At 70.2% G+C, this 11,302-nt stretch carries 13 protein-coding genes; 9 read left to right on the top strand and 4 right to left on the bottom strand.

The annotated features are described in order from the left end of the window. Positions 1 to 111 precede the first annotated feature (111 nt). The 8 genes from ACJ6WD_RS41055 (at position 112) to mobF (ending at position 7,666) form a co-directional block, all read left to right on the top strand. The gene (locus tag ACJ6WD_RS41055) at positions 112 to 600 is read left to right on the top strand and encodes a hypothetical protein (RefSeq protein ID WP_407617792.1); all 489 of its coding nucleotides are present in this window, start codon (positions 112 to 114) and stop codon (positions 598 to 600) included. After that, on the top strand, positions 600 to 935 hold the full coding sequence (locus tag ACJ6WD_RS41050) for a hypothetical protein (RefSeq protein WP_407617791.1): 336 nt from the start codon (positions 600 to 602) through the stop codon (positions 933 to 935). The genes ACJ6WD_RS41055 and ACJ6WD_RS41050 overlap by 1 nt, the downstream gene beginning before the upstream one ends. After that, positions 932 to 1,435: a hypothetical protein gene (locus ACJ6WD_RS41045; RefSeq protein ID WP_407617790.1), complete on the top strand. Its 504-nt coding sequence runs from the start codon at positions 932 to 934 to the stop codon at positions 1,433 to 1,435. The genes ACJ6WD_RS41050 and ACJ6WD_RS41045 overlap by 4 nt, the downstream gene beginning before the upstream one ends. 93 nt (positions 1,436 to 1,528) lie before the next feature. Then, positions 1,529 to 2,140, top strand: a complete 612-nt coding sequence (locus ACJ6WD_RS41040) for a hypothetical protein (protein ID WP_407617789.1) — start codon at positions 1,529 to 1,531, stop codon at positions 2,138 to 2,140. Between the two features lie 19 nt (positions 2,141 to 2,159). Beyond that, complete coding sequence (locus tag ACJ6WD_RS41035; protein ID WP_407617788.1) at positions 2,160 to 2,531, top strand: hypothetical protein; 372 nt, start codon at positions 2,160 to 2,162, stop codon at positions 2,529 to 2,531. Then, positions 2,528 to 2,812, top strand: coding sequence for a hypothetical protein (locus ACJ6WD_RS41030; protein WP_407617787.1), 285 nt, complete (start codon positions 2,528 to 2,530; stop codon positions 2,810 to 2,812). Before ACJ6WD_RS41035 ends, ACJ6WD_RS41030 begins: the two co-directional genes overlap by 4 nt. After that, positions 2,809 to 3,099 carry a hypothetical protein gene (locus ACJ6WD_RS41025; RefSeq protein ID WP_407617786.1) on the top strand — a complete coding sequence of 97 codons (291 nt, stop codon included), beginning with the start codon at positions 2,809 to 2,811 and terminating at the stop codon, positions 3,097 to 3,099. Before ACJ6WD_RS41030 ends, ACJ6WD_RS41025 begins: the two co-directional genes overlap by 4 nt. A gap of 451 nt (positions 3,100 to 3,550) precedes the next feature. Further along, on the top strand, positions 3,551 to 7,666 hold the full coding sequence (gene mobF, locus ACJ6WD_RS41020) for a MobF family relaxase (protein WP_407617785.1): 4,116 nt from the start codon (positions 3,551 to 3,553) through the stop codon (positions 7,664 to 7,666). Positions 7,667 to 8,113: 447 nt separating this feature from the next. Here mobF and ACJ6WD_RS41015 read toward each other — a convergent pair whose 3' ends face one another. Both ACJ6WD_RS41015 and ACJ6WD_RS41010 read right to left on the bottom strand, forming a co-directional pair. Continuing rightward, a complete protein-coding gene (locus ACJ6WD_RS41015) occupies positions 8,114 to 8,947 on the bottom strand; it encodes a recombinase family protein (protein ID WP_407617784.1) in 834 nt (277 codons plus the stop codon). A gap of 55 nt (positions 8,948 to 9,002) precedes the next feature. Continuing rightward, positions 9,003 to 9,221 (bottom strand): hypothetical protein, encoded by a 219-nt coding sequence (locus ACJ6WD_RS41010; protein WP_407617783.1) that lies wholly within the window; start codon positions 9,219 to 9,221, stop codon positions 9,003 to 9,005. Between the two features lie 201 nt (positions 9,222 to 9,422). Here ACJ6WD_RS41010 and ACJ6WD_RS41005 point away from each other — a divergent pair, with 201 nt between their 5' ends. Further along, entirely contained in the window at positions 9,423 to 9,842 is a 420-nt protein-coding gene (locus ACJ6WD_RS41005) for a hypothetical protein (RefSeq protein WP_407617782.1), read from the top strand. Positions 9,843 to 10,352: 510 nt separating this feature from the next. Here the strand turns inward: ACJ6WD_RS41005 and ACJ6WD_RS41000 are convergent. Then, on the bottom strand, positions 10,353 to 10,502 hold the full coding sequence (locus tag ACJ6WD_RS41000; protein ID WP_382465476.1) for a hypothetical protein: 150 nt from the start codon (positions 10,500 to 10,502) through the stop codon (positions 10,353 to 10,355). Positions 10,503 to 10,532: 30 nt separating this feature from the next. After that, positions 10,533 to 11,255 (bottom strand): NUDIX domain-containing protein, encoded by a 723-nt coding sequence (locus ACJ6WD_RS40995; protein WP_407617781.1) that lies wholly within the window; start codon positions 11,253 to 11,255, stop codon positions 10,533 to 10,535. Positions 11,256 to 11,302: the final 47 nt, after the last annotated feature.

Here is an 11,302-nt window from a genome sequence, read left to right as displayed (position 1 = left end):
AGAGTTTCCACCACCTCTTCCTTGGCGTCGCCGCGCTCCTCATCGCAGCCCTCTGAAAAGCCAGCACACGCTCAATCCAGCTAGATACTCCGCAACTCTGGAAGGACCCCAGTGGACCGCAGCCCGAAGCTCACCCTCGACCAGGAACTGCAGGCGGCCGTCGCCATCGTCCGCGTCGGCCTGGACCGCATCCGCGACGCCGGGTGCCGCACCGAGGAGGTCGGCCCGCACGCCGCCGCCCTCAAGGCGCTGTACGACCCGGCCAACCCGGACGCCGGCGTTCTCGCGGCCGTCGCCGACGTCGTCGGCACCATCACGGTGTCTGTGACCGAGGTCGACCACGAGGACATCGACCGCGTCACGGAGCTGCTGGACGAGGCCCAGGGCCACGTCCAGGACAGCACCGGCGACCGCATTCGCCACGCCCTCGACTTCCTGGCGCCGCTTTTGGTCCTGCGGTGCGAGGTGTGCGGGAAGCGGGAGTCGGGTGTCGAGGTGATGGACGACCCGTTCACCTCGGCGCTCGACCCGGACCGCACCGACCACACGCAGATGACCCTCTGCGGCTCCTGCGCCACCGAACGGTTCGAGGACAGCTGATGTTCGTGAACCTGGACCAGCTCTTCGCGGCGGAGGCCGCGGAGCTGGCCCTCACCGGAGGATGCCCGGCCTGCGACCTGGAGGCCGACGAGATGTGCCGCATCTGCGGCCTGTGCAACTGCGACCGACACGACACCTGCCACCTGATCAACGAACAGGAGTGTCTGACCACCATGCGCGACGTCAACAACACGGCCGACGTGGACCAGAACACCGGCACCATCATCCAGATCGGCACCGTCAACGGCGGGGCGATCCACACCGGAAGCGGCGACGTCGTCGGCACCGTCAACGTCTACCAGGCGACCGACAAGACCGAGGAGAACGACAAGTGAGCATCCGCATCATCTCGTTCGGCTACGGCCACGGCCCGACTCCCACCGCCGACCTCGTCGTTGACCTGCGGGCGCTGCTCCGCAACCCGTTCCACAACCCGGAGCTGAAGCACCGCACCGGGCTGGACCAGGAGGTCTACGACCACGTCATGAACACCCCGGGCGCGGAGCGGCTCGCGGTCAACGCGGTCGCCACCGCCCGTGGCCTCGCCGAGGACACCGGCGCCGACGTCACGATCGCGTGGGGCTGCACCGGTGGCAGGCACCGCAGCGTCGGCCTGGCCCGCCTGTCTTACGAGCTGCTGCTCGCCGCCGGCGACGAGGCCACCATCGAGCACCGCGACGTCGGCCAGGACCTCCTGCCCGCCGGAGTCCACAACCGGACCGAACCCGAGCCCGAGACCATCCGCTACACCGCCGACACCCTGAACCCCACCGACATGCTCATGGTCGACCTCGACGGTGGCCGGGGCGGACCGCTCCCGGACGATATCGCCTGACCGCCTCCGCACTGTCAGCCCCGCACGACAAGATGAGCCCGGGGGCCGTCACCCAGCGGCCCCCGCACCGTTCCAGAGAGAGGGAGCGAACCGATGACCGACTGGACCCCCACGACCCTCGTGTCCGTGGATGAGCCCGGTGACCGCTCCGGCGCCAGCGACGGCCACAGCCGCTACGGCGTCTACCTCAGCCAGCGCCTGGAGGAGTTCCACGACGAGAACCCTGGCACCCCGTTGCCGACCGAGGAGTTCGCCGCAGCGGCCTGGCGCGTGGCCACGCCGCCCGTACTGACCGGCTACGTGATGTTCCGCCCCGACCTCCAGGGAATCGAAGCGGTCTGGGCCGAGAACGAGGACGGCGTCGGCTCGCTCGCCTTCAAGGTCTCCGTGCCGCTGTGGTTCAGCGACCTGCCTGCCGACCGCCGGCCCCGCCACCCGTGGCAGGACTGGACGACCCAGTACGACATCGCGACCCGCGACGACAAGTACCGCCACCCCTGGGAGCCCAACCTCAAGCCCGGCCGCCCCGCCGTCCTCACCGTCTCGCACATCCTGATCTCCGCCACCGGCTGGGACCTGCCGACCCCGAAGCACACCGAGGGCCGCGGCCTGGTCGAGGAGGCCAAGCAGGTCGTCCACGAGGTCGCCCGCCGCGTCAACGAGGAGGCCGCGCCGATGGTCGCTCAGCTCCTCGGAGACCGCTGACAACACAAGGGATCGAGCGATGCCGTACCCCGTCCTGGCCGACGCATTACGACTGCCACACGTGCAGGCCGAACCGGTACCCCAGCGAGAGGCTGCCGCCCGCGCGGCACTGCTCGAACTGCGGCGAAACCAGTGCCCGGAGCTGCGCACCTGGACCACAGACGACCCCGCTCCGGCCACGGACACGGTGCTGGCCGTCGTCGACAACGAGGGTGAACTGTGGCGTACGACGCCTCGCACCGGAGAGTGGCACCTGGAGGAACCGCCAGGCCGGCGGGGTGCCGGTGCCACCCTCTTCGGCTGGCGTGAGCTGCTCAGCGAGTTCGGGCCCGTGACCGAAGCTGTAGGACACTCGGACCCGGACCACCGACTTGAAGGGAGAGCGCAGTGAGCGCCCAACCCGAACACCCGGCAGACAGCCGGGCCCCCGCGATCCCCCACACCATCAACGCCATCGGTGCGGCCCTCACGGGGGAGCGGCGCGCCCGCTTCTACGGCGAGGTCCTGGCCGCCGAGGAGACCGACGTCCCCGGCGTCATGCGCCGCTGGTGGAAGACGGCGATGCTCGATCAGGCTCGGGGAGCCGAGACCAGCCGCGCCAACGCCGCGGCTGGCCGCAACCTGGTCGCCGTCGAGGACCTCCTGGAGCAAACGGAAAGGCGGGCCGGATGACCGACCGCCCACGGCGCGGCTGGACCGTTTGGACCGAAGAAGTTCCGGCGAATGTCATGCTCGACATGCCGCCGGACCTCTCCAAGAAGGTCCTCAACTTCCTTGTCGCCCTGGGAATTGAGGCCGGTGCCGCTATCGACGCGAACCGAGAACCGCCCGGCGACCCTATGGACGATCTCGGAGTGCGCTATTCGCTGGAAATCGCGGGAGAGTCGGTCATCATCGAATACACCGTAATCCGCGAAGAGCGACAGATCAGAATTCCGGTCCTTGTCTGGTTCCACTGACCGGTGACGAAGGAAGAGACCCCCGGCAGGGTTAGTGCCGGGGGTCTCTTCGCGTCTTAGCGTAGAGCCCCGCTGTCCCCAGAAGTTTCCCGCACGCTTAGCCGCAGGCATTTTCGCCAACGAAAAAGCTGACCTGTATCGGCGGGGCCGTCGACCGAAGCCCTGTCTCTCGACAGCGCGGCCGCCCTGCCCTGCCCGCGGGCAGCCGGAGGATTCCCTGCCCGCGAGGGGACGCGGAGCCGGTTTGAGGAACCCCGACTCGTTGGTGGAGTGAGGCCAGTGGCATGGTGCTGTGCACCGGCACAGGGTCGTTGAGATGCATGTGGAGTGAGCCTGTTTGTCTCCGTCAGGTTGAAGATCGAAAAGCGGAGAAGGACAAAGGGGGTTCCCCTCGCGGGGAACCCCGGCAAGCCGGCGGAGAGCACAACCGCACAAACGGGGAGGGTGGCCGGTGGCCTGGGTCACAAAGATCACGGTCGACGAGCAGGTCGAGTACCGGCTGCGGCAGCAAGCCGGCTGCGTCGTCGTCGAGGCCGACGCCGAGAAGAGCACCGTCGCCGCGGACGACGGTGAGGGCCAGGCCGTCGACTACCGGTTGAACTCCGAGGGCGGCTCAGCCCTGATCTGGATGGGCAGCGGCCTGGAGGCTGTCGACCTGGTCGCCGGCGCCGAGCTGGGCGAGGAGGGCAAGGAAGCGGCCCGCCGGCTGATGAACGGATGCCACCCAAAGACGGGCGCCCGCCTCATCAAATCCCGCACGTCCGTCCGCGCCCACGCATTGGCTCAGCTCACCACTGCCCGACTGGTCGAGGCCATCGAAGAGGCCGCTACGGTAAGGGGTGTTGAGCCGGCCGCATTGTTTGAAGGAAAACCAAAACAAGCGGCCGTATTCGAGACCCAGAAACGCAATGTCCGCCGCTTCGGTGAAATGCACCGCATGCAGGTGACCACCCTCCACAAACTCGCACGCGCCGCCGGTATTTCCCTGGCCGACGTCTACGGAGAGGCCGAACTCGCCACCGCATGGGAGCACAAGGGCCGCCGGGTCGACGACCGAGTGCGCGGTTGGGACCTCGTCCTCGACCTCCCCAAGAGCGACAGCGTGGTCCACGCGCTGCTGGACGAGCTCCCCGCCGAGGACCTGCGCACGCTCGTGCACCAGGCCAAGGTCGACACCTTCCGGCAGATCGAACGATGGGTGGGGTACGCGGTCGGCAGCGAGGACGGCACGCCGGTCCGGCTCGCCACCGGCGGTCTGCTCGCCTGGTCGGTCGAGCACCAAAGCGCGCGGCCGGTCCAGGCCGGGGAGCCCGGCGACCCGCACCTGCATCTGCACGTCACCATCGCCAACCTCGCGCTGTGCGAGGACGGGCAGTGGAGGGCGATCGCCAACAGCGGCCAAGACCTGCACCGCCACGCGTCCGCCGCCGACGCCTACTTCAAGGCCCGCGTCCGCGCGCTGACCCACCAGCACTTCGGCATCCGGCGGGAGCGCAACGAGCGCACCGGCGCGTGGGAGATTGCCGGCATTCCCGAGCAGCTGCGCGACCACTTCTCGCGCCGGGCCGCGCTCGTCGACGAGCGGGCCGGCGCCGACGCGAGCCGCCAGGAGAAGCAGGCCGTCTCCATGGCGACCAAGCGGCAGAAGCTCGACGCGGACGGCGCCACGATGCGCGGCAGCTGGCGGCAACGCGCGCACGAGGTCGTGGACGACGTCGACGCGATGGTGGCGGCCGCGGCCCCAGGGCCGCCCGGCCCGGACGACGGCGAGGGCGTCGACGGCCCCGGCGGCGGTCCGCGCATCCCGCCGCCGGCCGACATCGCCGCGGCCGTCTTCGACCCCGAGACCGGGCTGACCGCGCACGAGAAGGTCTTCAGCCGGGCGCAGGCCCTGGCCGCCGTCGCCAACGAGCTGCAGTACGGCATCGACGGCGACCCGGACCGCCTGGAGCAGCTCGTCGACGAGGTCCTGGCCGCCGAGGGCTACGCGGTGCGGGTCCCGACCGTCGGGTCGACGGTCATGTCGTCGATCGCCCGGTACACCACCCAGGACGTCCTGGACGCCGAGGCGACCGTGCGCCAGCACGCCCTCGACCAGTTCGAGGGCGGGGCGGTGCAGCTGCGCGAGGACCAGGCCGCGGCCGCCATCGATGTCTTCCAGGTCGCCGCCGGCTACGAGCTGTCCGCCGAGCAGCGCGCCGCCGTGATGCGGATTCTGACCGCCGGTCACGGGATCGACGCCCTCATCGGTGTCGCCGGCGCCGGCAAGTCCACGCTGATGGAGGCGGCCCGGATCGGGTGGGACGCGACCGGCACCACCTACGCCGGCGCCACGCTCACCGCGGTCGCCGCGAAGGGCCTCACGGAGGTGTCCGGCATCCCGGCCCGCACGGTCGCGTCCTGGCTGCAGCAGATCCGCGGCGGCAAGGGCCTGCGGGGCGTCGACGTCCTGGTCGTCGACGAGGCGACGATGGTCGACGACCGGTCGGCGGCCGCGCTCATGGCCGAGGCCGCGCGCACGGGCACGAAGGTCGTGGCGATCGGCGACCACCTCCAGCTCCAGGCGGTGGGCGTCGGCGGGTGGTTCCGCGAGACCCACCGCATCGTGCGCGGGGTGACGTTGAGGGAGAACCGGCGCCAGGAGGACGCCGCCGAGCGGGCCGCGCTGGAGGTCTGGCGCACCGGCGACCACCACCACGCCCTGGAGCTGCTGGCCGCCGGCGGCCGTGTCCACGCGGCCGAGACCGCCGACGAGGCGCGCTCCCAGATCCTGACCACCTGGGACGAGCTGCGCCGGGCGCAGTGGCCCGACACCTACGACCTTCTCCAGCACCTGGTGGTGCTCGCCGCCCGCAACACGGACGTCGACGCCCTCAATCTGGGGGCCCAGCAGATCCGGCGCGCGGCCGGCGAACTCGGTGATGAGCACACCTACGCCCGGCCGGGCGGCGAGACGATCACCCTCGCCGTGGGCGACGCGGTGCGCATCCGCGTCAACGACTACCGGGCCAGGCGGGGCGACGGGCCGGACATGCTCAACGGCTACCGCGCCGTCATCACCGCGCTCAACGACGACCACCGCATCGAGGTCACCTGGCGGGTCCAGGACAGCCGAGCCGAGGGTGGCGTCCGCTACGAGTCGGGGTGGATGACGCCCGATCAGATCGCTTCCGGCGCGCTGTCGCTCGGGTACGCGATGACGATCGCCGCGAGCCAGGGCCTGACGTGCAGCACCTCGCTGATGTACGGGCACGGCGCGAACGCCTTCGCCACGTACCCGGGCATCACCCGGGCCCGGCGGGAGAACCACCTCTGGCTGCCGCTGGACGTCGTCGAGAACGAGCAGACCCAGGCCCGGCTCGGGGCCGCGCGCAGCGAGCGGGAGCGCCTGGAGCGGGCCGTCGACGCCTTCGCCCGGTTCCTGGGGCAGTCCCGGCCGGACGGGATGGTCTCCGACCTGCTCCACGAGCCGCCGGCGCCCGCGCCGCTGCCCCTGCAACGCGACCGTGAGGTCGAGCCGGCCCGTGCCCCGGGCGCGGCCGCGCCGCCGCCGGCCGCCGTCGACAAGGCGGTGCACAGCGCCCAGGAGGAGGCACAGCGTCAGCAAGAACCGCGGCTCAGTGAGGAGCAGCTGCAGCGGCTGCAGCTGCTCAAGGAGGAGCGGGCCGTCACGCCGTGGACGAGGCGCCCGTACGGGAAGTGGAGCGACAGCGGCCTGAAGCGCACGATCGCACGCAACGACCAGATTGCCGAGGAAGCAGAGGGGCTTGCCCAGCGGGACGAGTCGGCCGCGCGGGGGCTTGCCCAGCGGCTGGAGCGGGCCGCGGCCGAGGGACTGACGCGCGGGCAGGAGTACACCGCCGAGGGCCACCAGCTCCTGGACCAGGCCGAGGTGCTCCTCGCCTCCGCCCGCCGGGAGCTGGACACGGCGGCCGCCGCGCAGCAGGTCGCCGAGACGCGCACGTCCTGGCTAGGCAAACTGGCGCAAGCCGACAACAAAACATGGCTCACCCTGCGTCTGGCGCGCACCTCCCGCCGGGAACAGCGCGAACTCACCGAGCGGTACACCGCCGAGCGCGCCGACGCCTGGACCCAGGAGAACCAGGCGCAGAACGCCGCTCGCACCGCGGTCACGGACGCGTGGGACCTCATCAAGGGGAGCCGGTTCTCCGACGCCCTCGGGACCGCCCCGCCGCCCCGGGACGTCGCCGAGGCCGCCGACCGGTTCGCCCAGGTGCGCACCACGGTCGAGCGCATCGGCCACTCCCTCGACGTCAGCGACCAGCAGCGGCTCGGCCGGCTCACCGGCAACGCTGCCGGGTACCGCGAGCAGGCCCAGGAGGCTCACGGCAAGGCGGCGCAGGCCCGCGGCGAGACGGAGCTGCGCTCCGAGATCTCCGCGAAGTTCCCGCGGCTGCACGAGGTGGAGAGCGACGGCCGGCACGCGCTGCAGCAGCGGCGGGAAGCGAAGAAGGAGGCGGAGCGGGCCGCGATCCGGGCGCGGAACGCTGCACCCACCCGGTACACGCCGCCGCCACGGAGGCCGTCGAGGGGCAGGGGCATCTGACGCACGGCGAGGCTCACCAGCCGGCCGCGCCGCACCACTCCACACCTCTCTGTGACCCGCACAGAGAGGTGTCATTCTCTCGGCAAGGCTTGCCCAGGGGGTGTGACCAGCGAAAACGCGGCAGGCTTGCCCGCAGAGGGTCACACCTCCGGTGAGACCTCCGGTGCAACGAGCGGTCCACCTGTGGAGGCAACCGTGGGGCCCCCTCTGGGTGCAACTGCTCCCGGAGGGCGGGATGATGCCGGCATGAGCACCACTCGCCGTCCACTGGGGGCCGGCACACAGCGCGTCCGCGACCCTCGCGCCATGTCCGCCGCAGAACGCGCGACCCTCTCCGAGTGGGTCGAGGAGCCGGCGCAGCCCACGGCCCCGGCGCCTCGGCCCGCTCGTCGTCCCCTGGGGCCCCGGGGCTCCGACACCCGCTGACCCACCGGACGCCGTTCCTCGTCACCGGACGTGGAGCTTGACCAGCTTCTCCGCGCGAGCGAGACGTGTCTCTTCCTTCTTGCGGGCCCGGTCGCGTGCGGAGCGGTCCACGCCGGCCTGACGGGCCTCGGGGCTGAGAATTCGGGCCACAGTGGTCGGGTGCCACTTGCCGCCGCGTTTTGCGGGGATCCCGGCTTCGTTGAGGCGCCGGGTGATCGGCCGGGGGCCGATGCCCTCCGTGTCGGCCCAGCGCCGGATCAGGTCCTCGACGTCCTTCTCGTCGTCGAGGTCGACGAGTTCGCCGTCCTTGGCTTGCTTGCCGAAGGGCGGTGCGCCATAGGCGTAGCCGCCTTTGGCTGCCTTGCTGTTGCGGCCGTCGCGTAGCCGTTTGCGGATCATCCCGCGGTCGAGCTGATGGAAGACGCCGCGCATCTGTCGCATGGCGGTGCGCATCGGGTCGTCGACGTCGTCCTCCAGGTGCTCGCCGTGGTCGGCGGTGAACACACGGCCGCCGAGGGCCCAGACGTAGCTGAGGACGGCTTCCTGGACGGTCAGTTCGCGGGCGAGCCGGTCGAGGTTCGGCGCAAGGATGCCGTCCGCTCGGTCCTCTTTGATCCACTCCAGGGCATCCATCAGCCCTTCACGCTCGTCGACGGTGCTCGCGCCAGAGGTGGTGACGGTGTCCCCGTCGACGACGGAGTGGACGATGCGGTGGCCCGTGCCGTTGTTCCATCGGCGGCAGTCGGTCTGCTGGGCGTCGAGGCCGTAGCCGTCGACGGCCTGGCCGATGGTGGAGACCCGGCGAACCATGATGAGCCGGAGGCGCTCGCGGCGCGGGGAGTGAGGGGTGATCACCCGTCAAACGTACACAGAAATACCTATAGATGTAACGCCGCAGGTCAGCGGGAACTTACTTCTTCCGGGCGACTCCAAGACTGCTCTCACGCGGATGGAACTGGATGACCTTGGCCTCCTCGTCGTCCTCCTCGTCCCGCCAGGAGTCGAAAGAGTCGAAACCCGGCGGCTCGTAGGCGCACCTCTCACACTGGTCGCCGACCTGTTCAACCGGGACCGCTCGGCACAGCACACAGAGCGCCTCATCGCAGTTCTCGCAAAGCGTCGCCGCCATGCCATCTCCACGGCCGCCAACGCACTGTCCTGAGCAAGGGACCGATGTCGTCATGCTCGGCATCCTCTACCCGAGCGCGTTTCAGACCTTCGTGGAACACCCGAGGCTGAAGAACTTCGTACCGGTCTCCTCTCCCGTCCTCGCGGCCCTACAGTCGCGTAACGGCCACGGCCGGCGTGGCCTAGGGAGGGGATCGAACCGGTGGACCGAAGTGACGCGCCCGAGGAACAGCATCTGGCAGAGCTCCTCGCGATGCTGCCCGGCTGGGATGACAACGAGTTCTGGGACCAGGTCGATCGGATCACGGGCGGGGTTTCGGCCCGGGGCACCATGAACGCGCTTCTTAGGAGCGCCACCTACGAGGCCGCGGACGGAACGTTCACGTCGCTCCGCTCGGCCGCCGAGGAAGTGCTGGAGCGCTACTCGCACCCCTCGTACCGCGAGGAACTGGCCGCCGTGATCGGGGCGCAGCTGACGGTCAGTAAGGGCAACGAGACCTTTCTGGGGTGCCGTTGGCTGGACGACGCGGCGGACGCCGCGTGGCAGATCCACGTCCGGGCCCAGTTCGATGGGGCCAGCCCATTCCGTGCGCTCAGGAGACTGTGGGAAATCCCCTCGTAGATCGCTCCATGCATGAAGCCGGGGCCCGCTGGTAGCGGGCCCCGGCTTCGTTCGGTTGTCGCGGAGTTTCAGAAGCTGCGGCTGATGGTGTCCTCGTTGTCGCCCTCGATGATGGTGCCGACGATGTCCTCGTTGCGGTTGCGGTCACGCTTACCCATGATCCATGCCTCCTGAGGCTTTTTGCGCTTTCGTTTCCGCTTGCTTTTTCGCTTGCGGTAATTCGAGTATGCAGACTCCAGGTCTGCATGTCTACTGGTCCGCTGACTGCCCGGGTCGGCACGCCGAGTTGACGCAGTTCAGGTGCCCAAAAAAACTTTTGGGTCGGCCGGCTGGCCACCTCCGGGAAGGAAGGAAATACTGGAGGTGGTCGCCGATCGCCACGACCTTCGTGCCGGTGCGCGCGGCCTCGGCCATGAGCGCGGCCGCCGTGGTGGAAACTCTGGTCAGTTGTCTGCACCAGCATGTCGGAGGCGGGTGCGCAGGTGGCTCTGCACGCTCTCGGGCGGGGCGTCAGTCGTCGGTGACGGTGACGGTGACGGAGGCGATGTGGTCAGCCTCGAACGGGAGGTTCTCGTATTCGCGGGCGACGGCGGGGTCGGTGGTGGTGGTCTGGGTGGTCTCGCCGCTGGTGGTGGTGACGGTGATGTGCTGCGTACTCATGGCGGTGTTCTCCCTGGTGGTGGGGGTGGGCTAGCGGTCGAGGTGGGCGAGGGCGCGGGCGATCAGTGGCCGGTGGGCGGCGTACAGGGTGCGGCCGGCGGCGGCGATGGCGGTCTCCAGGGCGGCCATCGAGCCCGCCGGGTACCAGGTGGCGTCCAGGGCGTCGTCGGCGGCCGTCGCGGTGACGGTGATGGGCAGGACGTACAGGGCGCTGGTGGAGGCCACCCACGCGTGGTCCGACTGGCGCCAGTCGTCCACCAGGTCCCGGCCCAGGATGACCGACTGGTGGTCGCTCAGGTCCACTCCGGTCTCCTCCCGCAACTCGCGCACCAACGCTGCCGGTGCGCTCTCGCCGGGGTCCACCATCCCGCCGGGGATCGCCTCCTGGTGGATGTCCTCCCGGGTGATCAGCAGGATCCGCCGGTCCGGGCCGGTGCCCGCGATCACGATCGGGTCGGCGGCCGCGTTCTCGCCCCATCGGCCGAGGTTGCGGCCGGTGCGGCCGGTGCGCCCAGCGGGGTGCAGCGGCCAGCCCTGGGCGTCACGCTGGAACGGCACCAGCGCGACGGCCTGGCGCTGGGCCCAGTCGGTCACGGCGTCCGGGGTCGCCGCTGCCTCTGCCCAACTGGGCACGTGGTGGGCCAACGCCGACGGCCGCAGCTCAGGCGGCGTCACGTCCACGGGCGTGTACTGCGGCCAGCTCACCGACCAGCAGCGTCGGTCGGCGGGGATGGTCTCAGTGATCTCGCTCATGATGGATGTCTCCTGGTGGGTTCAGAAAACCGAGTTGGTGCAGAGAA

Origin of the sequence: Streptomyces sp. VTCC 41912, from assembly GCF_045799175.1 — a bacterium.
GTDB classification, from domain to species: Bacteria; Actinomycetota; Actinomycetes; order Streptomycetales; family Streptomycetaceae; genus Streptomyces; species Streptomyces albulus_C.
Note: the sequence above shows the minus strand (reverse complement) of the source record. Positions and strands in the feature narration are given on the sequence as shown.

Coding starts and splice junctions, on each gene's coding strand:
- ACJ6WD_RS41050 (WP_407617791.1), top strand. CDS start 600: ATGTTCGTGAACCTGGACCAGCTCTTCGCGGCGGAGGCCGCGGAGCTG.
- ACJ6WD_RS41040 (WP_407617789.1), top strand. CDS start 1,529: ATGACCGACTGGACCCCCACGACCCTCGTGTCCGTGGATGAGCCCGGT.
- ACJ6WD_RS41035 (WP_407617788.1), top strand. CDS start 2,160: ATGCCGTACCCCGTCCTGGCCGACGCATTACGACTGCCACACGTGCAG.
- ACJ6WD_RS41025 (WP_407617786.1), top strand. CDS start 2,809: ATGACCGACCGCCCACGGCGCGGCTGGACCGTTTGGACCGAAGAAGTT.
- ACJ6WD_RS41010 (WP_407617783.1), bottom strand. CDS start 9,221: ATGGCGGCGACGCTTTGCGAGAACTGCGATGAGGCGCTCTGTGTGCTG.
- ACJ6WD_RS41000 (WP_382465476.1), bottom strand. CDS start 10,502: ATGAGTACGCAGCACATCACCGTCACCACCACCAGCGGCGAGACCACC.
- ACJ6WD_RS40995 (WP_407617781.1), bottom strand. CDS start 11,255: ATGAGCGAGATCACTGAGACCATCCCCGCCGACCGACGCTGCTGGTCG.